This is a genomic window from Rhizobium sp. 11_C7_N12_5 (assembly GCF_051811145.1).
Lineage (GTDB): Bacteria > Pseudomonadota > Alphaproteobacteria > Rhizobiales > Rhizobiaceae > Rhizobium > Rhizobium lusitanum.
Window position 1 is genome coordinate 808959 of record NZ_JBPWPY010000002.1, and the last position, 25827, is coordinate 834785.

At 61.6% G+C, this 25827-nt stretch carries 20 protein-coding genes; 8 read left to right on the plus strand and 12 right to left on the minus strand.

What is annotated here, in order from left to right:
* The first annotated feature begins 107 nt into the window (after positions 1-107).
* Positions 108-1028, plus strand: a complete 921-nt coding sequence (locus AB8B29_RS22800; protein ID WP_037197390.1) for an alpha/beta hydrolase — start codon at positions 108-110, stop codon at positions 1026-1028.
* 1 nt (position 1029) lies between these two features.
* On the opposite strand, the gene AB8B29_RS22805 is transcribed toward AB8B29_RS22800, so the two are convergent.
* The 10 genes from AB8B29_RS22805 to AB8B29_RS22850 all read right to left on the minus strand — a co-directional run bounded on the left by AB8B29_RS22805 (position 1030) and on the right by AB8B29_RS22850 (position 14852).
* Positions 1030-3033: a CocE/NonD family hydrolase gene (locus tag AB8B29_RS22805; RefSeq protein WP_037197559.1), complete on the minus strand. Its 2004-nt coding sequence runs from the start codon at positions 3031-3033 to the stop codon at positions 1030-1032.
* A 63-nt stretch (positions 3034-3096) separates the two neighbouring features.
* The gene (locus AB8B29_RS22810; protein WP_037197392.1) at positions 3097-4728 is read right to left on the minus strand and encodes an ABC transporter ATP-binding protein; all 1632 of its coding nucleotides are present in this window, start codon (positions 4726-4728) and stop codon (positions 3097-3099) included.
* Complete coding sequence (locus AB8B29_RS22815; protein WP_037197394.1) at positions 4721-5548, minus strand: ABC transporter permease; 828 nt, start codon at positions 5546-5548, stop codon at positions 4721-4723. The genes AB8B29_RS22810 and AB8B29_RS22815 overlap by 8 nt, the downstream gene beginning before the upstream one ends.
* Positions 5545-6552 (minus strand): ABC transporter permease, encoded by a 1008-nt coding sequence (locus tag AB8B29_RS22820; protein WP_037197396.1) that lies wholly within the window; start codon positions 6550-6552, stop codon positions 5545-5547. The genes AB8B29_RS22815 and AB8B29_RS22820 overlap by 4 nt, the downstream gene beginning before the upstream one ends.
* A 156-nt stretch (positions 6553-6708) precedes the next feature.
* Positions 6709-8298 (minus strand): ABC transporter substrate-binding protein, encoded by a 1590-nt coding sequence (locus AB8B29_RS22825; RefSeq protein WP_037197397.1) that lies wholly within the window; start codon positions 8296-8298, stop codon positions 6709-6711.
* 129 nt (positions 8299-8427) lie between these two features.
* A complete protein-coding gene (locus AB8B29_RS22830; RefSeq protein WP_037197398.1) occupies positions 8428-9210 on the minus strand; it encodes a carnitinyl-CoA dehydratase in 783 nt (260 codons plus the stop codon).
* A gap of 6 nt (positions 9211-9216) precedes the next feature.
* Entirely contained in the window at positions 9217-11274 is a 2058-nt protein-coding gene (locus AB8B29_RS22835) for an acetate--CoA ligase family protein (RefSeq protein WP_037197399.1), read from the minus strand.
* 4 nt (positions 11275-11278) lie between these two features.
* Positions 11279-12439, minus strand: a complete 1161-nt coding sequence (locus AB8B29_RS22840; RefSeq protein WP_037197400.1) for an acyl-CoA dehydrogenase family protein — start codon at positions 12437-12439, stop codon at positions 11279-11281.
* Between the two features lie 12 nt (positions 12440-12451).
* Positions 12452-13942: a carnitine 3-dehydrogenase gene (locus tag AB8B29_RS22845; protein WP_037197402.1), complete on the minus strand. Its 1491-nt coding sequence runs from the start codon at positions 13940-13942 to the stop codon at positions 12452-12454.
* Positions 13943-13949: 7 nt separating this feature from the next.
* Positions 13950-14852 (minus strand): 3-keto-5-aminohexanoate cleavage protein, encoded by a 903-nt coding sequence (locus tag AB8B29_RS22850; protein WP_037197404.1) that lies wholly within the window; start codon positions 14850-14852, stop codon positions 13950-13952.
* A gap of 103 nt (positions 14853-14955) precedes the next feature.
* Between AB8B29_RS22850 and AB8B29_RS22855 the strand changes: the two genes are divergently transcribed.
* Positions 14956-15948, plus strand: a complete 993-nt coding sequence (locus AB8B29_RS22855; RefSeq protein WP_439006912.1) for a GlxA family transcriptional regulator — start codon at positions 14956-14958, stop codon at positions 15946-15948.
* Here AB8B29_RS22855 and AB8B29_RS22860 read toward each other — a convergent pair.
* Positions 15923-16798, minus strand: coding sequence for a LysR substrate-binding domain-containing protein (locus AB8B29_RS22860; protein WP_037197405.1), 876 nt, complete (start codon positions 16796-16798; stop codon positions 15923-15925). The two genes, AB8B29_RS22855 and AB8B29_RS22860, sit on opposite strands and share 26 nt — an antisense overlap.
* A gap of 111 nt (positions 16799-16909) precedes the next feature.
* On the opposite strand from AB8B29_RS22860, the gene AB8B29_RS22865 reads away from it, so the two are divergent.
* Together AB8B29_RS22865 and AB8B29_RS22870 are read left to right on the plus strand one after the other, a co-directional pair.
* Positions 16910-17821 (plus strand): DMT family transporter, encoded by a 912-nt coding sequence (locus AB8B29_RS22865; RefSeq protein WP_037197408.1) that lies wholly within the window; start codon positions 16910-16912, stop codon positions 17819-17821.
* Between the two features lie 74 nt (positions 17822-17895).
* Complete coding sequence (locus AB8B29_RS22870; protein ID WP_037197410.1) at positions 17896-19938, plus strand: NADH:flavin oxidoreductase; 2043 nt, start codon at positions 17896-17898, stop codon at positions 19936-19938.
* Here AB8B29_RS22870 and AB8B29_RS22875 read toward each other — a convergent pair.
* The gene (locus tag AB8B29_RS22875; protein WP_037197411.1) at positions 19920-21002 is read right to left on the minus strand and encodes a LacI family DNA-binding transcriptional regulator; all 1083 of its coding nucleotides are present in this window, start codon (positions 21000-21002) and stop codon (positions 19920-19922) included. The genes AB8B29_RS22870 and AB8B29_RS22875 overlap by 19 nt on opposite strands.
* A 186-nt stretch (positions 21003-21188) precedes the next feature.
* Between AB8B29_RS22875 and AB8B29_RS22880 the strand changes: the two genes are divergently transcribed.
* From AB8B29_RS22880 to AB8B29_RS22895, 4 genes are all read left to right on the plus strand, one after another.
* A complete protein-coding gene (locus tag AB8B29_RS22880) occupies positions 21189-22016 on the plus strand; it encodes an ABC transporter substrate-binding protein (protein ID WP_047561427.1) in 828 nt (275 codons plus the stop codon).
* 67 nt (positions 22017-22083) lie between these two features.
* Positions 22084-23613 carry an amino acid ABC transporter permease/ATP-binding protein gene (locus AB8B29_RS22885; protein WP_037197415.1) on the plus strand — a complete coding sequence of 510 codons (1530 nt, stop codon included), beginning with the start codon at positions 22084-22086 and terminating at the stop codon, positions 23611-23613.
* A 69-nt stretch (positions 23614-23682) separates the two neighbouring features.
* Positions 23683-24810 carry an NAD(P)/FAD-dependent oxidoreductase gene (locus AB8B29_RS22890; protein ID WP_037197416.1) on the plus strand — a complete coding sequence of 376 codons (1128 nt, stop codon included), beginning with the start codon at positions 23683-23685 and terminating at the stop codon, positions 24808-24810.
* A gap of 636 nt (positions 24811-25446) precedes the next feature.
* Entirely contained in the window at positions 25447-25809 is a 363-nt protein-coding gene (locus AB8B29_RS22895) for a hypothetical protein (protein WP_037197418.1), read from the plus strand.
* Positions 25810-25827: the final 18 nt, after the last annotated feature.

A 25827-nucleotide genomic window follows, 5' to 3' on the forward strand; every position in this document is an offset into this window, starting at 1 on the left:
CGTCCAGCCGCATGTCGCCGTCGCGGCGGCTTTGGCCGTAAGCGGATAAGCGGCCCGCGGCGGGATTGTGCTATTGCTCGACAATTCCAACGGAACGAGGATTTCAGATGGATTCTCCGCAGCGCCCGATGCCGACCGAGGCGGGTATCTTGCAGTTCATGGAGATCTGCGATTCTTTTTATCCGCCGGACGCAGTGACGGCTTCCATCGGACAGCAACGCCAATGGTATGACGCGCTCTGCGCTCGCTTCGACCGACCATTGCCTGATGGCATGCGCATGCGCGATGAGCTTGTGTCGGGAACGATTCCGATCAGGCGCTACCTTCCGGCCGACATCCGCACCGCAACCTGCCTGCTCTATCTTCACGGCGGCGGCTTCGTCGTCGGCTCGCTCGAAAGCCACCACGCGATTTGCGCCGAGATTGCCGACCATGCCGGAGCAGAGCTTATCTCCGTCGACTATCGTCTGGCGCCGGAGCATCGGTGGCCGACGCAGACGGATGATTGCTTCAGCGTTCTCGGGCAATTGCTTGCCGAGGGAAAGACCGTCGTGCTGATCGGTGACAGCGCCGGCGGCAATCTCGCGGCTGGATTGGCCATCCGCGCGAAGGCCGACGGTCTTTCGGGGATTGCGGGTCAGATCCTCATCTATCCCGCGCTCGGCGGCGATCTCGTCTCCGGTTCCTACCAGGAGATGGCGGACGCGCCGGGGCTGACGACCGCCGATGTCGGCTACTACCGCAGCGTCTTGCAGGCTCCATCAGGCAATCCCGTTGCCGAGCCGCTTGCCTCGCAATCGGTTGCCGGCCTTCCCCCCGCCTTCATCACGGTGGCGCATTTCGATCCGTTGCGCGACGACGGCCGCAATTATGCGGCAAGGCTGGCGCAGGCGGGCGTCGAGGTCTGGTTCCGCGAGGAGCCGCAGATGGTGCATGCCTGGCTGCGGGCGAGACATATGAGCGACGGCGCCCGCGACGGCTTTGCCGCCATATGCGCCGCGGCAAGCCGGTTCGCAGGCACGCGCTGATTTACATCAGGTCGCGCGGGACGCGCTTCTCCTCGAACACTTTGCGGAAAATCTGCGTCTCGCCTTCATAGGCGGTGACGGAAGCGCTGACGATCCAGTCCGTTGCCGTGCAGGATATCGCCGATGTCGCGATCGTCCTAACGAACCAGTCGGGGCGTTGCATGTCGCATGTCCAGGTCGAAATGCCCTTCATCGACAGCGGATCGTCCGGTGCGATCGACCACACTTCTTCACGTAGCTGCCGCGTGGAAAGACCTGTACCGGGATGTTCAAAAAGTCCGGTATCCTCATGAATTTCATAGTGAGTTTTACCTGCCGAAAGGTCGCGCATCACCCGCCGTTTCGTCGAAGCCGGCGCATGTTCGATGTATTTCGGCAGCGGATCCGGATTATCGGGCTGCTTCAAGTCGATGACGTCGTGCGCCCCCAGCTTTGGCAGGCCGAGGCCGATGGAGGCGAGGTCGATCGTCAGACCCGGATCTTCCGGCGGCGGCAGGACCATCGGCCAGTAGGCCGTCGACAGAGACAGGCGGATGCGATGACCCTTGCGGAAGCGGTAGCCGCAGGCATCGAGCGTCAGCGTGACCCTGGTGCGCTCGCCCTTGCTCAGTGGTTCGGGCTCGGCATTGCTGTTGCGATGGGCGAGATTGAGCACGCCAAAGGAGACGCGCGTCGCCGTGCCGTCCGGATGGATATCGACAAGTCTTGCGCAGAGATTTGCCGTTTCCGCGTCGCATCGAAGCGTCAACGCCAGTACCGGGCGTCCCAGATAATCGTGATCCTCTACAAGCGGCGCCGTCTGGAAGGTGAGCGAGCCGGCATCGTCGAGACGCTGATCGATCGCCATTTCCACGTCCGGCTTCAGGGTGAACCATTCGCCCGAGGCGGTGCCCGTGTCGAGCGGCGAGCGCAGATAGATGGGATGTTCCGGCGCATGTGGGATCGGCATGCCTTCCATCAGCGTGCCGAACTGCTCGACATAGAAGCACTGCATATCAGGCTTTTGCCATTCGGACTTGGCGATCCAGAAACCAGGGTCGAAATCGCGGCGTGTTGCGGGTTTTATGGCATCGAGAATATAGGCGCGAACTGGCGGTATGCTTTCTGCTCCATTCTGGTCGCCGCGCAGCCAGCGGTTCCACCAGGCGATGGCCTCGCCGTGAAAATCGGCGCGTGGCTTCGGCCAGGCGAAATGCGGATATTTGTGGACCCACGGCCCGATCAGCGCCTTCGCCTTATTTCCGAGGCCTTCGACAGCCAACAACGGCGTATTGCGATAGCCGTCCGCCCAGCCGGCAATGACGATAGCCGGAACATCGAACTTCGCGAAATTCTCGCAGATGGAGCCATGCCGCCAGAAGTCGTCGCGGCGTTGATGCTGAAGCCATTCCTCCATGAAGAAGGGTTCGTGTTCCAGGCGCTCCAACCACATCTCCCGCCAGCGCTCGCCGACGATGGCCGGATCGGGCGAACGCGATTGATAGCCGAGCATAGTCGCGGCCCAGGAGAGCTGCGCGGAGAGATGGCAGCCGTTCTTGTAGTGGATGTCGTCGTTGTAGCGATCGACGGTGGAGGCGATCGATATGACGGCCTTCAGTGCCGGCGGTTTCAAGGCGGCGACCTGCAGGCAGTTGAAGCCGCCCCAGGAAATGCCCATCATGCCGACCGATCCGTTGGACCAGGGTTGTTCGGCGATCCAGGCGATCAGTTCGCAGGCATTGGCAAGCTCGAGCTCGGTATATTCGCCATCGATCACGCCGTCGGATTCGCCGGAGCCTCTTATATCGACGCGCACGCCTGCAATCCCGGCGGCCGCAAAAACCGGGTAGGTCGATTCATCCCGAGGGCTCGTTCCGTCCCGTTTGCGATAGGGCAGGAATTCGAAGACGGCGGGCACGGGATCGTTTTCCGCATTGTCCGGCATCCAGATGCGCGCCGCCAGGCGCGTGCCGTCCTTGAGGGTGATCCAGTGGTTTTCGATGGTGGCGAAGCTGCGGTCGGTCATGCGTTTCATTCCGGTATTGCAGGCAGGATTAAGATTGGGCGGAGGCCTTGAGATGTCGAGCATTCAATTTCCGGCGCTCTCCATTTTTCGCGTCGTCAAGACACGCTCCAACCAGCCGATTTCCATCTCGGGCACGGATTTCAGCAGCAGGTCCGTGTAATCGTCGAAAGGCGGCGACAGCGCCTGTGATTTCGGTCCGAAGCGAACGAGCTTGCCGCGATGCATGACAGCGACGCTGTCGGCGATGGCGCGCACGATGGCGATATCATGCGTGATGAAGATGTAGGAGAGCTGGGCTTCCTTCTGCAACCTCAAGAGCAGCTTCAGAATTCCATCGGCAACGAGTGGATCGAGCGCCGAGGTCGGCTCGTCGCAAAGGATGAGCTCGGGCTTGGCGGCAAGCGCACGGGCGATTGCGACGCGCTGCTTCTGGCCGCCGGAAAGCTCGGCCGGGTAACGGTCGACGAAACCGGTGCCCATCTCAATCTGGTCGAGCAGTTCCTTCACGCGCGCCGTCTTCGCCGCGCCGTGCAGACCGTCATAAAAGGTCAGCGGGCGGCCGATGATGTCGCGCACGGTCTGGCGGGGATTCATGGCGGTGTCGGCCATCTGGTAGATCAGCTGTATCCGCCGCAATTCCTCGCGGGAGCGGTTTTTCAAGGCTGGTGTCAGCGGCTTGCCGTCGAAGGAAATCCGTCCGTCGCTCGGGGGCAGCAGGCCGGTGATGACGCGGGCGAGCGTCGATTTCCCCGATCCGGATTCACCGACAACAGCCAGTGTCTGACCTTTTGGTACATGTAGAGAAACATCGTGCAATACCTTGAAACCGTTCGAATATTGCGCGTTGATATTCTCGATTTTCAGAAGCGCTCCCGATTGATCGGCGGTTTCCTCTCTCGCTATCTGGCGAACGTTGACGAGGGCGCGGGTATAGTCCTGTCGCGGCGCCTCGATGATCTGCTGCACGCTGCCGTACTCCACTTGCTTGCCGTATCGCAGCACCATGATGTCGTCGGAGATCTGGGCGACGACGGCGAGATCGTGGGTGATATAGAGCGCCGCCGTATGTGTTTCCTCGATAGCGTGCTTGATCGCTGCCAGCACGTCGATCTGCGTCGTCACGTCGAGCGCGGTTGTGGGTTCGTCGAAGACGATCAGTTCGGGGTTGGAGCAAAGCGCCATGGCCGTCATGGCGCGCTGAAGCTGGCCGCCGGAGACCTGATGCGGATAGCGCTCGCCGAATGTTTCCGGATTGGGCAGGCCAAGCACACGGAAGAGGTAAAGCGCGCGCTTCCTGGCCTCGTCCTTCGTCATCAGCCGGTGTTTGACGGTGGCTTCAATCACCTGATCGCCCAGCCTGTGCGCCGGATTGAAGGCGGCCGCTGCCGATTGCGCGACATAACAGACGCGGGCACCGCGGATCTTGCGGATGCCGGATTTGCCGAGCGGCAGGATGTCGACGCCGTCGAGCAGCACCTGGCCGCCGGTGATCTCGGCGCCGCCGCGACCATAGGCCAGCGCGGAGAGACCGATGGTGGACTTGCCGGCGCCGGATTCGCCGATCAGGCCGAGCACCTTGCCCTTCTTGAGATCGAAGGACACGCCGTCGACGATGGTCACGCGTTTCGGTGGCTCGCCCGGCGGATAGCTGGTTGCCTCGATCTTGAGATCGCGAACGGAAAGAAGCTCAGGCATCGCCACGCCCTCCCTTGAGGCTGGAGGTGCGCTTCAAGAGCCAGTCGACCACCAGATTGACACAGACCGCGAGCGCCGCGATGGCGGAGCCCGGTACGAGAGCGGCAGAGATGCCGAAGATGATGCCGTCCTTGTTGTCCTTGACCATGCCGCCCCAGTCGGCGGACGGCGGCTGGATACCGAGGCCGAGGAAGGACAGGGTGGAAAGGAACAGGATCGAGAAGGCAAAGCGCAGGCCGAATTCCGCCAGCAGCGGCGAAAGCGTGTTCGGCAGGATCTCGCGGAAGATGATCCAGATCCTGCCTTCGCCGCGCAGCTTGGCGGCCTCGACGAACTCCATGACCGCGACATCGAGCGCCACGGCACGGCCGAGACGATAGACGCGGGTGGAATCGAGGATGGCCATGACGAGGATCAGCACGATCAGGTTCTGCGGCAGCACCGCCAGCACCACGAGCGCGAAGATCAGCGTCGGGATCGACATCATCAGGTCGTTGAAGCGCGAGAAGATCGTGTCGATCAATCCGCGCGAGACGGCGGCGGTGAAGCTCAGGACGATGCCGAGCGAGAAGGAGATGATCGTCGCCGTCAGCGCGACGAACAGCGTCGTGCGTGTGCCATAGATCAGACGCGACAGGATATCGCGGCCGAGATTGTCGAGGCCGAAGAAATATTGCGCGTCGGCGGCCTGCCAGACATTGCCGACGACTTCGGTCTCGCCATAGGGGGCGATCCAGGGCGCGAAAATCGCGCAGAAGAAGGCGAGCAGAATACCGGCTATGCCGATCCAGGCGGTGATGGGGATCTCTCTCAATCTCATCGTGGATGCCTCAGGCGCGGGTTGGCGACGATCGCCAGAATATCGGCGGTCATGTTGAGGAGGATGTAGACGGCGGCAAAGATCAGCCCGCAGGCCTGGACGACAGGCATATCGCGCACGGTGACCGCATCGACCATGTACTGGCCCATGCCGGGATAGACGAAGACCACCTCGACGACGACGACGCCGACGATGAGATAGGCAAGGTTCAGCGCGATGACGTTGATGATCGGGGCCAGCGCGTTGGGGGCCGCGTGCTTGACGATGGCGCGGAAGGCAGACAACCCCTTGAGCTCAGCCGTTTCCATATAGGCCGACGACATGACCGAAAGGATGGCGGCGCGGGTCATGCGCATCATGTGAGCAAGCACCACGAGCACCAGCGTCGCCGTCGGCAGGGCGATCGCCTGCAGCCGGTCCATGAGGCCCATGCCTTCATAGACGGTGGCGGGAAAGGTCGCCACGCCGAATTTTACGGCAAAGAACAGGATAAGGAGGTAGCCGATGAAGAATTCCGGCAGGGAGATCGCCGCCAGCGAAACGACATTGATGATCTTGTCGGGCATGCGGTTCCTGAAATGCACCGCCAGCATGCCGAGGCCGACGGCGAGCGGCACCGAGATCAGCGCGGCGAAACCGGCCAGAAACAGCGAATTGCCGAGCCGCTTGCCAATCTGCTCACTGACGGAGTTCTTGCTGGCCCAGGAGGTGCCGAAGTCGCCCTGCACGGCGTTGCCGAGCCATTCCACATAGCGAGTGACGACAGGCCGGTTGAGGCCGAGATCGGCGCGAATGTTGGCAACCGCCTGCGGCGTTGCCGACTGGCCGAGATAGGTGGTCGCGAAATCGCCCGGCAGGGCTTCCAGCCCGCCGAAGATCAGGATGGAGACCGCAAACAGCAGGACGATGCTGAGCAGGCAGCGCTCGATGATCAGGGACAGCAACGGAAAACGCTGCTTGAACCTCAGCCCGGGCAGAACGGTTCCGGGGGATGGATTGGACATGGCCGATGCCTCGCGCTCTTGTTGTCTTACGCAATTCCGGATGGAAAACCGCTGCGCACTTTTCCTGGAGTTGCTCTAAACGTCGGGAGGACCGCGAAGAGTGTCCGCGGTCCCGGCTTCGTCAGAGATGAGGGCGTTGTCGCCCGGCTTCGGGCATCAGGTGTCCAGCCAGACGCGGGTCGCGACGTAGCCGTTCGACATGTCGTTGCCGATATCGTGGACGTAGCCCTTCACCTTCTTGGTGGAGGCGTTCACGAAATCGTTGAACATCGGCAGGATCACACCACCTTCGTCGCGCACCATCATCGCCATGGCACGGTAGAGCTCCTTGCGCTTGGCTTCGTCCAGTTCGGAGCGGGCCTGAAGCAGAAGCTTGTCGAAGTCCGGGCGCTTAAAGCGGGTATCGTTCCAGTCGGCGGTCGACAGGTAGGCGGTGGAATACATCTGGTCCTGTGTCGGGCGGCCGCCCCAATAGGATGTGGAGAAGGGCTGGACGTTCCAGACGTTGGTCCAATAGCCGTCGCCCGGCTCGCGCTTGACCTCGATCTCGATCCCCGCCTTCTTGCAGCTTTCCTGATAGAGGACGGCTGCATCGACGGCGCCCGGGAAAGCGACTTCGGAGGTGCGCAGCAGCACCGAGCCGCTATGGCCGGACTTCTTGTAGTGGAAGGAGGCCTTGTCTGGGTCGTATGTGCGCTGCTCGATGCCTTCGGGGAACAGGGCATAAGTGTTGTTGATCGGGAAATCGTTGCCGACCTTGCCATAGCCGCCGAGGATCTTCTTGACCATGGTTTCGCGGTCCATGGCGTATTTGAGCGCGAGACGCAGGTCGTTGTTGTCGAACGGCGCCGTGGTGCAATGCATGATGAACACGTAGTGGCCGCGGCCGGCCGTCGCCAGGATCTCGACATTCGGTGCGCGCTTCAACAGGTCAACCGTCTTAGGGTCGACGCGGTTGATGTAGTGCACCTGGCCGGAGGAGAGGGCGGCGATGCGTGCCGTCGCATCGTTCATGCCGATGATTTCGATTGAATCGACATAGCCGCGGTCGGTGCGCCAGTCGTCCTTGTTCCGCTCGAACGTGGCGCGCACTCCGGGTTCGAAGCTGACCATCTTGTAGGGGCCGGTGCCGATCGAGGCGAGGGGATCGTCATAGCCGCCATTCGGCTGGATGACGAGATGATAGTCGGTGAGAAGCAACGGCATGTCGGCGTTGCCTTCCGTCAGCGTCAACACGAGGTTGCCGCCGTCGGCCTTGATCTCCTTGATCGACTTCATGACGCCGAGCGCGCCCGACTCCGACTTCGCATCGGTATGACGCTTGAGGGTGGCGACGACGTCGTCGATCGTCAGATCCTTGCCGTTGTGGAACTTCACGCCCTTGCGGATCTTGAAGGTCCAGGTAGCGGCATCCTTCGACGGCTCCCAGGATTCGGCAAGCGACGGAACGGCGGCGCCGGTCAGCGGGTGGGATTCCACCAGCATGTCGCCCCAGCAACGGCCGACGCAGAACATGACTTGAGACAGGAATTTCGCCGGGTCCTTGGAATCGGTCGCAGCTCCGCCTTCGAGGCCGAGCTTCAGATGCCCGCCGCGCTTCGGCTCGGCCGCCATCGCACTTTCGGTAAAGAGCTGGTCGGCGAGTGCCAAGGTTACGCCGGCTGCCATTGCTCGTCCCATGAATTCGCGGCGGCTGAGCCCGCCCGAAGTCACGCGGCTTGCCAGATATTTCGTATAGTCGTTCATTCCCCTGTTCCTTCTTTTTGCCGAGTTGACAGAATTCCCGGGCAGCGCACTTCACGTCACGGTTTCCTCTTCCGCGTGAAGCCTGTTGCCCGCGATCATGCGGGAAAATGCTGCGGTTGCCGCCGCTTTTCACTTTCCTTTCCAGATGGGGGCCCGCTTCTCCGCGAAAGCCCTTGCGCCTTCCAATTGATCCTCGCTTGAATAGAGGGCGTCGACGGTCGCAAACTGCCGTTTGGTGATCTTGTTCATGGCAGTCTGAAACGTCGTTCCCTCCGCTTCGCGAACTATTTCCTTTATGGCCGCATAGACGAGCGGCGGCCCGCTTGCAAGCAGACGGGCAAGTTCCCAAGCCCTGTCCATCAGCTTGTCGGCCAAGACGATCTCGTTGACGAAACCCCAGCGATGCGCCTCTTCGACATTGAGCCAGCGGCCGGTGAACAGCATATCCATGGCGATGTGATAGGGAATGCGCTTCGGCAATTTGATCGATGCGGCATCGGCGACAGTGCCGGAGCGGATTTCCGGCAGCGCGAAGGTTGCGTGAGCGGCCGCGATGATCAGATCGGCGGAAAGCGCGATCTCCAGGCCACCGCCGCAACAGATGCCGTTGACGGCACAGATGACCGGCTTGTTGAGATCGCGCAGCTCCTGCAGGCCTCCAAAGCCGCCGACACCATAGTCTCCGTCGACAGCGTCACCATCAGCGGCAGCCTTCAAATCCCAGCCGGCTGAAAAGAATTTTTCGCCGGCGCCCGAAACGATGGCGACGCGCAGATCCGGATTGTCGCGGAAGTCGCGGAAGATGAGCCCCATGGTACGGCTGGTCGCCAGGTCGATGGCATTCGCCTTCGGCCGGTCGATGACGACCTCGAGGATACCGTCGTCGCATCGGGTGCGAATGGGGTCTTGCAACTTCTGCTACCTCCTTCGCCGGATGAGGGCATCCGCGGCAACGACGCCGCGTGATTCACCCAAGACCATCAAGGGATTAATGTCCAGTTCTTCGAGCAGCGCGGCGTTCTTTACGACATATTCTGCCGCTGATACGACGGCGTCGGCAACGATTTCGAGACTGCTTGCCGCACTGCCACGATAGCCTTCGATGAGCTTGCGGACCTTCAGCCGTGAAATCCTGTCCAAAACCTCCGCTTTCGTCACCGGAAGCGGCAGGACAACGGAATCTTCAAGCAATTCCACGAGGATTCCGCCCGCGCCGACCGTCAAGGTCAGGCCGACGACGGGATCGCGCACCGCACCGACAATGAGCTCGGCGACAGGGCGCTCGATCATCCGCTCGACCAGATATCCGCGGGCGATGGGAGCCATGCCTTCGGCCGCATCTTTGACTGCATTCTTATCCCATAGGTTGAGCTTGACGGCACCCGCTTCGGACTTGTGCTCTATGCCGAGCGCCTTGAGTGCGACGGGGAAGCCAATTTGCTGCGCAGTTTCGGCTGCCTCATTTGCTGTAGCGGCCGTTCTTCCGAGCGGAACCGTAAGGCCGGCAGCGGCAAGCTCCGCCTTCGCGGCCGCTTCGCTCAAGGTTTCGATCTCGCCCGCGTCTGCGGGCTGGTCCAGCAACGGCAATGGCCGTGGCTTCTTCCAAACTCTGGCGATCCCGCTCGCGACATCGGCGGCCGCCAGTGCTTCGCTGATGCCGCAGAGCGGCACGATGCCGGTTTCGATGAGCTGCTTGGCGATCGGTTCCGGCAGATTTTCCGGCAAGGTCGCGAGGACGCCGGCCCGGGCGCCGCTTCGCTTGGCGGCAGCGGCGACAGCAGAAACGGTCGTCATCCAGTCCGAACCGTCGCAGCGATCTTCCCGGGGAAAATCGAGCACGACCAGATTGAGGGCATAACCGCCTTCGAACATGGCGGTGAAGGCATCCGTCTGGCGGGAGAGATCGCCCCAGACGAAGGTGTGATAGTCGAGCGGGTTCGAGAGTGTCACCATCTCGCCGAGGCTCGCGCGCAAGGCCGGCAGCTGCCCGGGTTTCAGGGCGCGAAATTCCACGTTCCGGCCGACGGCTGCGTCAGCCATCAGGGATGCCTCGCCGCCTGAACAGCTCATCGAGGAGATCGCATCGCTTTCGAGCGGGCCTGCGACATGCAGGAGCTTCAGTGTTTCGATAAGCTCCGGCAGCGTTGTCACCCGACCGATGCCGAGGCGATGGAAAACGGCGTCTGCAACGGCATCGCTGCCTGCAAGCGAGGCCGTATGCGAGATTGCGGCGCGTTGCGCCTGTTCGGATTTGCCGACCTTCAGGGCGACGACCGGTTTTTTCAGCTCTCGGGCGCGGGCGGCAAGAGCCTCAAGCGCACGAATATTTCCGAAGCCCTCGATATGCAGGCCGACTGCCGTCACGCGCGGGTCGTCGAGAACGGCATGGGCAAGATCCGATAGCCCGATCTGCGCCTGGTTGCCGGCCGTCATCAGGTAGCTGATGGGCAAGCCGCGCCGTTGCATGCTGAGATTGATGGCGATGTTGGAGGATTGGGTGAGGATCGCAACGCCGCGCTCGCTGCGCACGATGCCATGCTGATCAGGCCAGAGCAGGGCGCCGTCGAGGCCGTTGATCATGCCATAGCAATTGGGACCGACGATCGGCATGTCGCGGGCGGCTTCGACGAGGGCTTGCTGCAACTCCGCTCCATCCGCCAGCTCCGAAACCGCCTCGCTGAAGCCGGAGGCGTAACAGACCGCGCCGCCCCCACCTCGCGCCGAGAGGGCTCGCACGATCTCGACGGTCAGCATCCTGTTGACGCCGACGAAGGCGGCATCCGGCCCATCCGGCAGCTCCTCCACAGAGCGATAGCAGCGGCGTCCAAGCACGCTTTCCAGCGTCGGATGCACCGGCCAGATGTCGCCGGCAAATCCCATCAGGTCGCACTGCTCGATGACCCGTCGCGCCTCGCGACCGCCGAAGACGGCGATCGTTCTGGGTCTGATGAGGCGGTCGAGCGGGCGTGGCGTCATGTCGTCATGCTCCGAACGGCCGAAGCAGGTCGCGGCTGATGATGTGCCGCTGGATTTCCGAGGTTCCGTCCCAGATGCGCTCGACGCGGGCGTCTCGCCAGAAGCGAGCGAGCGGCAGGTCGTCCATCAGCCCCATGCCGCCGAAGATCTGGATGGCTTCATCGGTGACGCGAGCCAACATCTCGGAAGCATAGAGCTTTGCCGAGGCGATCTCGCGATTGGCTGGGATGCCGGCATCCAGCTTCCAGGCGGCGGACAGCGTCAGGAGGTCGGCGGCGTCGATCTCGGTGATCATGTCGGCGAGTTTGAACGATACACCCTGATTGGCGCCGATCGGCTTGCCAAATTGCTTGCGCTCGGCGGCATAGGGCAGCGCCAGGTCGAAGACGCGGCGAGCCCGCCCGACGCAGGTCGCCGCAACCGTCAGCCGCGTTCCGTACAGCCATTGATTGGCGAGATCGAAGCCGCGATGCACCTCACCGAGCACCTGCGATTTCGGCAGACGGCAATTGGTAAAGTTCAGAATGGCATTGTGGTAGCCGCGATGGGAGACCGAGTCATAACCCTTCACGATATCAAAGCCCGGCGTGCCGCGGTCGACCAGAAAGGCCGTGATCTTCTTCTTGACGCCTTTCGAGGTCTCTTCCTCGCCGGTGGCGGCAAAGACGATGACGAAATCGGCGACATCGGCATGCGATATGAAATGCTTGGTGCCGTTGAGGATGAAATCATCGCCATCCTGTCGTGCCGCGCATTTCATGCCGCGCATGTCTGAGCCGGCGTCCGGTTCGGTGATGGCGAGAGCGTCGATCCGTTCGCCACGCACCGCCGGCAGGAGATAGCGCTCCCGCTGCTCGCCCTCGCAAGCCATCAGGATGCCGGAGGGGCGGCCGAAGAAAACCGTCAGTGCCATCGAACCGCGGCCGAGCTCGCGCTCGACAAGAGTGAAGGTCAGATGATCGAGGCCGGCGCCGCCGATCTCCTCGGGAAAGCCGCAGGCATAGAAGCCGAGCTCGATGCATTTGCGTTTGATATCCTCGGCAACATCCGGCGGCACGATGCCGGTGCGCTCGACCTCGTTCTCATGCGGATAGATCTCCGTCTCCACGAAGTCCCGGACCGTCTTGACGATCATTTCCTGTTCTTCGCTGAGTCCGAAATTCACGATCGCTTCCTCCTAGCGTTTTTGTCCCACATGGCGGCCGGCTCCCTCCGGCATTGGCAGTGCTGCATGCGCGGCGGCGATCGGCCTTAGTCTCACCAGCACCTCCTCCGGTGCGGCAACAGCCTTGCCCGCCTTGGCATCCACATGCAGGAGCATGTGTTCCGCGGTGGCGATCACATCGCCGCTCGCCGTGTCGTGTAGCCTATGGAAAACATGCAGCCGCTTCTCGTCCGATGCGAGGACCTGGCAGGTCGAATGGATGGCCTGTCCGAGCTTGGCCTCGCCGATATGGCGGATATGGGTTTCCACCGTATAGTAGCTGTGGCCGCGTTCGACATAGTCGAAATCGACGCCGATCAGGCGCAGAAGCGCGTCCGACGTGTCGCCGAATACCTGCAGATAGCGATGCTCGGTCATGTGGCCGTTATAGTCGACCCATGCCGGGCTGACCTTGGTGTCGATCAGGCGCAGCGGCCTTGCCACGTCAGGCGGCGTCTTCTCGCCGCCGCCTGCCGCCCAGAGGCTCTGTTCGAAATCCTTGAGCAGCTTGCCGGCGCCCCAGCCCTTGCCGCCGTGGCCGCCTTTCAGGCTCTGCAGAATGCCGACGAGGTTTTCGTCACGGATGCGCTCCAGCTCGCGGATCGACAATCCGTTCGCCTGCTCGTCCGACTGCTGGCCGATCTTCTCGACGAGGGCGTCGTCGAGATCGACGACATCCATCAGCTTGGTCCAGTTCCATTGCAGGGCCGGGCCGAACTGCGCGAGGAAGTGCCGCATGCCGGCTTCGCCGCCGGCGATGCGATAAGTCTGGAACAGGCCCATCTGCGCCCAGCGCAGGCCGAAGGAGTAACGGATGACGTCGTCCAGCGTCTCGACGGTGCAGATATCGTCCTTGATCAGCCAGAGCGCCTCGCGCCACAGAGCTTCCAACAGGCGGTCGCCGACGAAAGCCTCGATCTCCTTGGCGATATGCACACCCTTCATGCCGATCGGCGGCAGCCTGTCCATCGCGGCCTGGATCGTCGCAGCACTCGTCTTTTCGCCGCCGACGATCTCGACCAGCGGCAGCAGATAGACCGGATTATACGGATGGGCGACGAAGAGGCGCTCGGGATGACGCATGTCGCGCTGCAGATCGGTCGGCAACAGCCCCGAAGTAGAGGAGCCGATCAACGCATCCGGCCGTGCCGCCGCGTCGATCTGCGTCAGCACGTTCCGCTTCAGGTCCAGCCGCTCGGGCACGCTTTCCTGGATCCAGTCGGCACCGGCGACGGCCGCTTCCAGCGTCTCGCGGAACGTCAGTTTGCCGCGCGGCGGAAGAGGGGCGCCCGTCAGCATCGCATAGGCTTTTTCGGCGTTATCAAGCACTTCGCCGACGATGCGGCTTGCCTCGGGATGCGGATCGTAGACATCGACGTCGATGCCGGCCAGCAGAAAGCGGGCGATCCATCCGCCGCCGATGACGCCGCCGCCGATGCAGGCTGCCTTGTTGATCTTGGTCATCGCAGCCTCAGCGCTTCGTCAGTTTCAGCTTCTTGCGGACATCTTCGGGGCCGATGATGCGCGCGCCCATGCCTTCGACCACCTGCACTGCCTTTTCGACGAGCTGTGCGTTCGTGGCGAGCATGCCTTTTCCGGCATAGAGATTGTCTTCGAGGCCGACGCGGACGTTGCCGCCGGCAAGGATAGCAGCCGCAGGGTAGGCCATGGCGTTACGACCGATGGAAAAGGCCGAGAAGGTCCAGCTGGTGGGAACGTTGTTGACCATCGCCATGAAGGTGTTGAGGTCGTCGGGCGCCCCCCAAGGGATGCCCATGCAGAGCTGGATGAGGACCGGGTCCTCAATAAGACCCTCCTCGGCAAGCTGTTTGGCAAACCAGAGATGACCGGTGTCGAAGGCCTCGATCTCGGGGCGCACGCCGAGATCGGTCATCTTCTTCGCCATGGCCCTCAGCATGGAGGGCGTATTGGTCATAACATAGTCGCCGAGGCTGAAGTTCATGGTGCCGCAATCGAGCGTGCAGATTTCGGGCAGGCATTCGGCGACATGGCTGACACGTTCGGCTGCGCCTGCCATATCGGTGCCCTTGGGATTCAGAGGCAGGGGGCTTTCGACATCGCCGAAAATCAGGTCGCCGCCCATGCCGGCAGTCAGGTTCAGCACCACGTCGACGTCCGCCGAGCGGATCCGGTCGGTGACCTCCTTGTAGAGATCGTTGCGGCGGCTGGCAGCGCCGGTTTCCGGATCGCGGACATGGCAGTGAACGATTGCGGCGCCAGCCTTGGCGGCGTCGATTGCCGAATCCGCGATCTGCTTGGGGGTGATCGGAACATGGCTGGATTTCGAAACCGTATCGCCGGAGCCTGTCACGGCACAGGTGATGAAGACATCTCGGTTCATCGCAAGAGGCATTTTGTTCTCCCTCGTATTGAGAGCATTACGCGGCATGCGACATCTTCATGCTTTGCATTATCGGAATCTATCGATACATTATCGGAAATTTGAGATAATGGTTATGCTGACCCCGTCCGATACGCCACTCGACATCGATCTGCTGGTCCTGCCGGAAACGAACCTGATCCTGATCGCTTCGGTGATCGAGCCGCTACGCGGGGCCAATCGCATTTCCGGGGCAGAGATCTATCGTTGGCGCCTGCTGACGCTGGACGGCTCGCCGGTTGAAACAACAAGCCTCATTCCGGTGCCGGCATCCGGCGGTTTCAAGCCGATGTCGGATACGGCGCCGCTCTTCGTGCTTGCCAGCTATAATTGGCGGCGCAGCGCCACGCAGGCGCTGAAGATGCAATTGTCGCAAACCGCGCGCCATCGTTCGATGATCGCGGGCATCGAATCCGGCAGCTGGCTGCTGGCCGAGGCGAGCCTTCTCGACAATGTCTCTGCCGCCGTCCATTGGGAAGATTTCGACGATTTCGCGCTTGCCTATCCGCAGGTGAAGGCCGTCAAGGACCGCTTCGTGATCGACGGCAAGCGTATCACCACGGCCGGCTCTTTGCCGACCGTCGATCTGATGCTCGAAATCATCCGTCGACGGCAGGGCTATTCGCTGGCGCTCGAGGTCAGCCGCCTGTTCATCTATGAGCCGGCTTCCACACAAGGCGCGGCAGAGCTTTCTCCATCGACCGCGGGTCTGCGCATGCGTGATCCGCGGGTCGCACAGGCCATCCGCCTGATGGAAGACCATATCGAGCAGCCGTTGGTTCTGGCGCGCCTGGCCCGCCGCGTCGGCATCAGCGCACGCCATCTGCAGGCGCTTTTCCAGGACAGCATCGGCGCGCCGCCGCATGTGCACTATCTGGCACTTCGACTAAACGCGGCGCGACGCAAAGTGATCGAGACGAAGGATTCCTTTGCCGAGATCGCGGCAGCAACCGGCTTCAATTCGGCCTCGGCATTCTCCCGCAGCTACAGGGCGAGCTTTTCCGAAAGCCCATCCGGTACGCGCCACAGGCTGCGCGGCCGTATCACGGCTGCGGCAGAGCCGACATAGGCTGAAAGGCTTCGCGCACCCTCTCGGCAAGCTCCTGGATTGCCTCGCTCGAATGATAGGGATTGCGGCGAAGCACGACGCGCGAGGAATCGACGGGAGGAAAGCCGTCTTCGCTCGTCAGCTCCCTGCATCCATGCGGAATATTGCTGCGCGACAGCGTCGAAACGGCAAGGCCGGCCAAGACGGCATTCTTCAGGCCCGAACTCGTGTCGGCGACGAAGGCGATGCGATAGCGCAGCCCCGTTTGCTCTAGGGATCGCAGAGCGAAATCGCGACACCACGTCGAATTCCGGTAGACTGCAATTGGCAGCGGTGTCGCTTCGTGCAGGCGATGTACCAGTGAGGTTACCCAGACGGTGGGATCGATGCAGAGAATTTCGCCCGTCGTCTGATTGCTCCAGTCGAAGACGACAGCCAGATCAAGTTCGTCCTTCTCCAGGGCTGCAAGGTTTCGGGCGGTATAGTCGCAGGAAACGGTCACTTCGACAGCCGGATGTCTGACGGCAAAGGCGGCAAGTGCCGCAGGCAGAATGGTCTGGCTATACTCTTCCGGAATTCCGATCCGCACTGGTCCATCAAGTGGCTTGGTGCGGATGGTCGCGGCCGCTTCGTTCAGAAGCTCGATGACCCTCTGGGCATAGGGAAGCAGCTGATTGCCCGCTCGGGTCAGGACCGCTCCTCGCGCATTTCTGTCAAACAACGTTTCGCCGATCGTTTCCTCCAGGCGCTTGATCTGAGCGCTGACGGCCGATTGCGTGCGGCCGATACGCTGCGCGGCCACGGAAAAATTCGATGTCTCGCTGATGACGAGGAAGGTTCGGAGCAAATCGCTTTCGATAGGGTCGTGCATCGGAGATCACAAATATTTCTGATAGCTACTATCTCTACTATTCGTTTGCCTGATGTCAAATATCGGCGCACACAGGAGGCGTTCCTTCGGTTTCCTTTCTGAGTCCATTACATGACATTCCAGTTCCCGACCCGCTCCGCTTTTGCCAGCGATTATGAGAGGGGCGTTGTACTCGTGGCTACGGCAATGCTTGCGTGGAGCTGCAGCGGCATCTACGCACGCCTTCTCACCACGGACATTTGGACGGCGATCGCCTGGCGATCGTTGTTTGGCGGCCTGTTCCTGCTGATTCCCAGCTTTTTCCTCGAAGGTGGGTTTTCACGGCGCCAATGGGCCTCGATCTTTCATCCGGCCGGCCTGGCGATGCTCGCCTGCCAGATGATAAGTCAGGCCTGCTTCATCGGCGCGCTTTACATGACCACGGTCGCAAATGTGACCATGATCTATGCGACGGCGCCATTTATCGCCGCGTTTCTCAGCTGGATCATGCTGAAGGAGCGCGTGGCGAAGCGGACGTTGATTGCCGGCGGCGTCTGCCTGATCGGTGTTGCCGTCATCGTCGCCTCCTCGATCGGTGGCGGTACCGGTGTCGGCGATCTGCTGGCGCTCGGCATGACAATCACTTTCGCCCTTATCATCGTCATCCCGCGCATGGATCGCAGCATTCCGATCCTGCCGTCGAGCGTTGTCGGCGGGCTCCTGACATTCTTGATCTTCGTGCCTTTCGCCTCGACAAGCTCGCTGGACGTTTATAACTGGCTTTTGCTGGCCGCCTTCGGGGCGACGAATTTCGCACTCGCCTTCGTCCTCTTCCTTTTCGGGTCTAGGCGTATGCCCGCGGCCGATGCGGCCCTCATCAGTTCGATGGAGATCGTGCTGACCCCTTTCTGGGTCTGGCTTTTCTTCTCCGAGACGCCGCCCGTTGCCACATTCATCGGCGGGGCGATCATCTTCGCGACGATCGTCTGGCACACGGCTGTCGATCTGCGACATGGGCGCCGTGCTCGTGTGCCCGCCGAATAGGCTATAGCCATCGGCCCTCGTCTCGGCAAAGATAGCAGCTTGAGCCTCGATTTCACAAAAGCGATGAAAGTGATATGACCTCCAACGATCCCTTGCTCCGGCCCTATCAACTCAAGCACCTCACGCTGAAGAACCGCATCATGTCGACGGCGCATGAGCCGGCTTATTCGGAAGACGGGATGCCGACGGATCGATACAGGCTCTATCATCGGGAGAAAGCAAAGGGCGGCATCGCGCTGACCATGACGGCGGGTTCCGCAGTCGTCTCGCCGGATTCGCCGCCGGCATTCGGCAATCTCCATGCTTATCGCGACGAGATCGTTCCATGGCTGAAGAAGCTTGCCGACGACTGTCATGAATTCGGTGCGGCCGTGATGATCCAGTTGACCCATCTCGGTCGCCGCACCGGTTGGAACAAGGGAGACTGGCTGCCGGTGCTGGCGCCGTCGCCGATCCGCGAGCCGGCGCATCGCGCCTTTCCAAAGGCTGCCGAAGACTGGGATATTGAGCGGATCATCGCCGATTTCGCCGCCGCCGCCCAGCGCATGCAGGCTGCCGGCCTCGATGGCATCGAGATCGAGGCCTACGGCCATCTGACCGACGGCTTCTGGTCGCCGGCGACGAACAGGCGCGAGGACGAGTTCGGCGGTTCGCTTGAAAACCGCATGCGCTTTTCGATGATGATGACCAAGGCGATCCGCAAGGCGGTCGGACAGGATTTCATCGTCGGTATCCGGCTTGTGGCCGATGAGGATTGGGAGAAGGGACTGTCACGGGAGGAGGGCGTCGAGATCGCGCGGCGTCTCGCCACCTCCGGCAACATCGATTTTCTCAACATCATTCGCGGGCATATCGACAGCGACGCAGCGCTCAACAACGTCATCCCTATCCAGGGAATGGCGTCGGCGCCGCATCTGGATTTTGCCGGCGAGGTGAGGGCGGCGACCAAGTTCCCGGTCTTTCACGCTGCCCGCATCGGCGATGTCGCGACGGCCCGCCATGCAATTGCGGAGGGCAAGCTCGATATGGTCGGCATGACACGCGCCCATATTGCCGACCCGCATATCGTCAACAAGGTGATGTCGGGGCAGGAAGCCCGCATCCGCCCTTGCGTCGGCGCGACCTACTGTCTCGATCGCATCTATGAAGGCGGCGAAGCGCTCTGTATTCACAATGCGGCGACCGGCCGCGAGGCCGAGATGCCGCATCAGATCGAACGGGCAGCGGTGTCGCGGAAGGCCGTTGTCATCGGTGCCGGCCCAGCCGGTCTGGAGGCGGCTCGTGTCCTCGCCGAGCGCGGCCATACGGTTGATGTACTCGAAGCAAGCGGGAAGGCCGGCGGTCAGGTCAATCTCCTCACCCGCAATCCGCGCCGCAAGGAGATGATCGGGATCATCGATTGGCGGCTGTCCGAATTGGAGCGGCTCGGCGTCACGATCCATTACGACGTCTATGCCGGGGCGGATGAGGTGATGGCATTCGAGCCCGATCTCGTCGTCGTGGCGACAGGTGGCATTGCACAGTCGCCCGAACTCGACGGTGGCGATGGCCTTGTCACGTCTTCATGGGACATTCTGGCCGGCGCCGTGAAGCCCGAGGGGCAGGTCCTGCTCTACGACGACAATGGCGGGCATCCGGGCATGTCGGCCGCCGAGGTCATCGCCAATAGCGGCGCCGAACTGGAGCTTGTCTCGCCAGAGCGTTTCTTCGCGCCGGAAATGGGCGGCATGAACCATGTGCCCTATGCGAAGACCTTCGCCGAGAAAAATGTCCGGGTCACCATCAATACGCGGCTGAAATCGGTGCGCCGCGACGGCAATGCGCTGGTTGCGGTTCTGGGGTCCGATTTTTCCGAACAGACGCTGTGGGAGCGCCGTGTTTCCCAGGTCGTGGTCGAGCATGGCACCGTCGCCAATGACGAACTTTACCTTGAGCTGAAGCCGCTGTCGCGCAACCTCGGCGCAATCGACTATCCGGCCTTGATTGCGCGTCGTGCGCCGCTGCCGGCGAAAAACGAAGCGGGTGCATTCGACCTGATCCGTATCGGCGATGCGATCGCGAGCCGCAATATCCATGCCGCCATTTATGATGCGCTGCGCTATTGCTCGCTGCTGTGAGGCGGCGAGGCCACCGATCCGCGCTTGATCAGGCTCGTTTTGACGGCAGTGCGCTCGACCGGCATATCCCTGCCGTTCAGTCTTGAAATCAGCCTTTCGGCTGCCTTCTTGCCCATCTCGTAGACCGGCTGGTCGACGACGGTGATTGGCGGCGTGGTGACGGTCGTCCAATCGGCATCCAGGAAGGAAATCATCGAGATATCGGCGGGTATGGACAGTCCGAGGGCTTGCAGCGACTTGAATACCCTGAGGCCGACGAGACTGTCGGATGCGACGAGCGCGGTCGGCACCGGCATTTCTTGCAACAGGTGTTTGACGACTGCATCCGTACGCGCCTGATCGGTGGCGCCGAGCCGCACATAGCGCTGCGGGTCTTCAATTCCCGCGGCAGCCTGCGCTTTCAGCACCCCTTCCACGCGCTCGCGCACTGCGGAGTTGGAAAGTTCGCGGCTGTCGGTAAGCCGCTCGTCAGCGGCGTCCATGGCCGATATATAAGCGATATGGCGATGCCCGGCGTCGAGCAGGTAGCGTGTGGCGGTGGCGGCCGCGTCGAAGTCATCGCCGGTCACGGAGTCGACGCCAAGCTCCGGAATGCTTCGGTCAAACAGCACAAGCGGCACTCCGACGCGGCGTATGTCCCGCAGGTGTTCCATTCGGTCGCATCGCGCCGGCGTGACGATGAGGCCATCGACGCGCTTGCCGATCAGCAGATCCACCGCCGATTTCTCCGCCTCCAGCTCTTCTCCGGAATTTGCGATGATGACATTGAAGCCGGCCATTCGGGCGACGTCGCTGATGCCGCGCACGGCGAGGCTGAAGAAGGCGTTCTCGATATCGCCGACGACCACGCCGATGATGCCGGATTTGCCCGTCGTCATGCTGCGGGCGAGTTCGTTGGGGCGATACTCAAGCGCTGCGGCCGCCGCCGTCACCTGCGCGCGAATCTTGTCGCTGACTACGCCGTAGCCGCCCAGAACACGCGCTGCGGTGGCCTTCGAGACCTTCGCCGCCCTGGCGACATCGGCGACGGTAACGGAGCGTTTCGAAGCAAGCGGTTCTTCCATGGGATGACGACTACAAGAGTTGTTGACGGGAGGTCAATCTCAAGTTAACAAATATCTGGTGAGACCGGTCTCTTTATATTTGAGACCGGTCTCTTGTCCAGATATCCCTTTTGATAGTCGATCAGGGATGTGGGCGGAGCATGCATGAATGCCGATAAGAGCATCCTTTCAGAGCGGAGAACGAACATGAAAATATCTGGCATCTTCTCAGCCATCGCGGCGCCCTTGCGCGCGGGCGTGCTGGCCTATCTCGTCGCGGCAAGCGTCGGCCCGGCTGTCGCGGCCGACAATCCCTATAATCTCATCGATCCGAACGTCATCAGCGTCGGCACCATGGGCGACTCCAAGCCCTATGCCTTTACCACGGCCGACGGTCAGTTCAGCGGCTTCGATATCGAACTGTTCCTCAACGTCGTCTCGCGCATGGGCTTTCCGAAGGACAAGGTGACCTTCACCGGTCAGGAGTTTTCGGCCCTGCTGCCATCGGTTGCCAATGAGCGTTTCGACGTCGCCGTCGCGGCGATCGGAACCACCGAGGCACGCAAGAAGACGGTGGATTTCTCCGACGGTTACCTCGCCGGCTATCTTTCGGTTCTGACCTCCGACGCCGCGATCAAGGACGCCGACGGCCTCAAGGGCAAGCGCCTCGGCGTCGTGCAGGGCACCTTGCAGGAGATCTATGCAACGAAGAATTTTACCGGAACGGACCTGGTCAAGTTCCCGGACAATAATTCGGCGGTCGCGGCACTCAACAACGGCACCGTCGCTGCGCATTTCCTCGATTATGAAGCCGCCAAGCAATATGGCGAACGCTATCCCGCGCTGAAGATCGCCGTGAACATTCCGTCCTTCGACGCGCCGGCAGGTTTCGTCGTCAAGAAGGGCAATGATGCCTTCCGTGTGGCGCTCAACAAGGGGCTGCATGACGCGATGCAGGACGGCACCTGGAAGACGCTTTACGAAAAGTGGTTCCCGGGTTCGCCGATGCCGGACCAGTATCTTCCCAAGAAGTAAGGCCGCGCTCCGCCCGGCCTGCCGGGCGGAGCATCCGCCTGCTCTCGAGAATTTCATGGGGAATTGAATGGACTGGCTAGAAAATCTCCGCCGCAGCTTCCTTGATTGGGATGCGATGGCGGAAGTCCTGCCGAGCATGATCACCGTCGGTTTGAAGAACACGCTGATCCTGGCGGCGGCCTCCACAGTGCTCGGAGTCGTCATCGGGATGGTGCTGGCGGTGATGGGCATCTCGCAATCGCGATGGCTGCGCCTGCCGGCGCGCATTTATACAGACATCTTTCGCGGCCTGCCGGCAATCGTGACGATCCTGATCATCGGTCAGGGCTTCGCACGCATGGGCCGCGCCCTCTTCGGCCCATCGCCATTTCCGTTAGGGATCATCGCGCTCAGCCTGATTGCAGGCGCCTATATCGGCGAGATTTTCCGTTCCGGCATTCAAAGCGTCGAACGCGGCCAGATGGAGGCCTGCCGAGCGCTCAGCATGAGCTACGGGCAAGGGATGCGGCTGATCATCATTCCGCAGGGCGTGCGGCGCGTCCTGCCGGCCCTCGTCAACCAGTTCATCGGCAACGTTAAGGATTCGAGCCTGGTCTACTTTCTTGGGCTATTGGCGGCGGAGCGCGAGATCTTCCGCGTCGGCCAGGACCAGGCAGTCGTGACCGGAAATCTCTCGCCGCTGCTACTTGCAGGCGTCTTCTATTTGGTGATCACCGTCCCGCTCACCCATCTTGTCAACTATATCGATGCGCGTTTGCGCCTCGGGCGGCAGGGTCAGGGCTCGGGTGCCGCCAGCGGGCTTGTCGAAGTCACTGAACTGGCGGCAGCGTCGGGTACGCAGCCCGCAAACGGTGCCGGTGCGGCGCGTTTCACGGGGGGAGCCGTCAAGGTCAGCGATCTCAGCATGTCCTATGGCGATCTCGATGTCTTGAAGGGCGTCGACCTCGATATCGCCAAGGGCACGGTGACTTGCATTATCGGCCCGTCGGGCTCCGGCAAATCGACACTGCTGCGATGCCTTAACAGGCTTGTCGAACCCAAGGGGGGCAACATCCTGCTGGACGGCGAAAGCATCCTGGCGATGAAGCCGGAAAGCCTGCGTCGTCGCGTCGGCATGGTGTTCCAGCATTTCAATCTGTTTCCCGATCATACCGCGCTTGAAAACGTCATGCTGTCGCTGACCAAGATCAAGAGGATGCCGAAAGGCGAGGCACGTCGGATCGCCGAGATGCGTCTCACGGAGGTCGGTCTCGCCGGACGCAAGGATCACCGGCCGGCGAGCCTATCTGGCGGCCAGCAGCAGCGCGTTGCGATCGCTCGCGCACTCGCCATGGATCCCGAGGTTATTCTCTTCGATGAGGTCACGAGCGCGCTCGATCCGGAACTGGTCAAGGGCGTTCTCGATCTGATGGCCAATCTCGGACGTCAGGGCATGACGATGGCTGTCGTCACGCACGAGATGGGATTTGCCCGCAAGGTCGCCGATCAGGTCGTGTTCATGGACGAGGGCCGCATCGTCGAGGCAGGCCCGCCTGGGCAGATCTTCGACAATCCCCGAAGCGAGCGGCTGAAGCGCTTCCTCGCCGAGGTTCTCTGACAAGCAGGGCTGGCGAGAATTTCGGCAGCCTTTCGATCGCAACATCCATTGTAGACAAGGTTACTCAACATGCATGCTCCCACTCGTCCTTCGAAAGTCATTGTCGTCGGCGGCGGTATCTTCGGGGTTTCAACAGCGGTTCATCTTGCGCGGCTCGGTATTCGCACGACCATCATCAACGACGGCCCGCTGGCAAACGGTGCATCAGGCCGCTCGCTTGCCTGGCTCAACTCGTCGCGTCGTCGCTCCGACGCCTATCATCGGCTGCGTCTTGCCGGTATCGATCGCTATCGCACGCTTTCTGCCAAATATCCGGATGCCGCATGGCTGCGCTTCGACGGCGGCCTGACCTGGGATGCCGACGATGCCGGTAACGAGATCGCCGCGGTCTTCGACTATGAGCGTGACCTTGGCTATCACGCGCAATTGCTTGCCCCCGAAAACATCGCCGGGACGACGCCGGGCGTCGATGCGCGCTCGGTGACACCGCAGGGCGCAATCTTCAATCCGGGCGAGGGTTGGGTCGATCTGCCGTTGCTGATCGGCGTTCTCGCCGAGGAATTTGTGGCGCTGGGCGGCGAAATCGTCACCGATGCCGGTCGCGCGACGATCGACGTCGAGGACGGCCGTGTCCGCGGTGTCACCACATCGAACGGAACCCGCTGGCAGGCCGATGCGGTGCTGCTTGCTGCAGGCGGCGCGGTGCCGGCGATCGTCGCGGAGGCCGGCCAGCATATCGGCGATGGGACGCCGATTGCGCTTCTGGTCAGGACGAAGCCGATCGATCACGCGCTGAAGGCCGTGCTCAATACGCCCCGCGTTGCCATCCGGCCCACGCCGGATGGTGCTTTCGCGCTGGATTCTGCATGGTCCGAGGAGGAAGTCATCGTGAATGCGGACGGCAGTTACGACATCAAGTTCTCGACGCTCGAAGGTCTGCTGCAGGAAGCCTCCAAGGTGCTGGAGGGCAATCCTAAGCTCGAAATCGGCGATTACGGCGTCGGCCCCAAGCCCATTCCCGGCGACGGCGAGCCGGTCTTCGGAGAGCTGCAGGCGCTGCCGGGCTATTTCGTCGCCTTCAGCCATAGCGGCGCGACCCTCGGCCTGATTGCCGGCGAGTTGCTTGCCGACGAGATCGCGACCGGCAAGCGCCACCCGCTTCTGGCCGATTTCCGGCCGGAGCGTTTTTCCAGATAGCCCGGCCGCATTCTCTGGCATCAGCGCAAGCTGCCGAGCACACTCGATCCCGTCGCCAGATTGTCGACGAACACGGTCATGGCGTAGCATGCGACGAGCAAGTCCATCAGATATCCGATCAGCGGTCTACAGGCTGCCGCTGATTGGCTCGCTTTGTGGCGAGACGGACGGCTTTCAGCGGCCCGAAGGGACGTGTCTTGAAAAGATCTCGCCGAAAATGCCGGCAATGTCAGCAGATTGAAGATTATGAACTGACGGGGGCCGGCCCCGATGAGGCTGAAGGCGGCATTGCAGGCAAGACAGCTGACCCATAGATGCAGAGGCGTCTGGTGAGAAAGCGGCGCGTACCCATCAGCGTGCCGCGCACGCCTGTGGCACAGCTTGATTCCTCATCGCGGTTCTCTCGCAAAGCAGGCCCTTTTTGTTTCCATCTCGATGAGCGTAGGAAACCAGCCTTCCGGGATCGCGTGTGTGTGGTTATGTTGCGGCATATTTTTAAAATTTGCCGCGTAATTTTTCGCGGACAAACACCGCTTTTCAGGGCAGCCACTGTCCTGCAACAAAATGTAACAACTTATAATACCGCGTTACATCCGAATCGGTATATTCGCCTCAGCTTGAACGAGAGGCCGCCCGATGCTTTCAGACTATTCGTCGTCCCAGTCCCAAACCGATGTGCTGATCTGTCTGGATAATCAGCAGGTTGCTTCCCGCATCGGTTCTGTTCTGTCGGAGCAGGGGCTGACGGTGGCGTCCATGCCGGCGACCGGTATCCAGGAATGGTTCGAGCCGAACGGTTGTCAGCTGGTGATCACGCATACGGCAATGATCGGCGAGGTGCGAACCAGATTGAAATTGCCCGTCGTCAATCTCGAAGCCTTCATATTCGATCGCCCCGAACATGTTGCCGAGGGCGCTGCGCGGCAATTCGACGGCGATGCGTTCATCAAACGGGTCTTCCTGGTCATGAGCGACGCCCGCAAGCGCACGTCGCGATGATGCGCGCGCAGTGGCCCA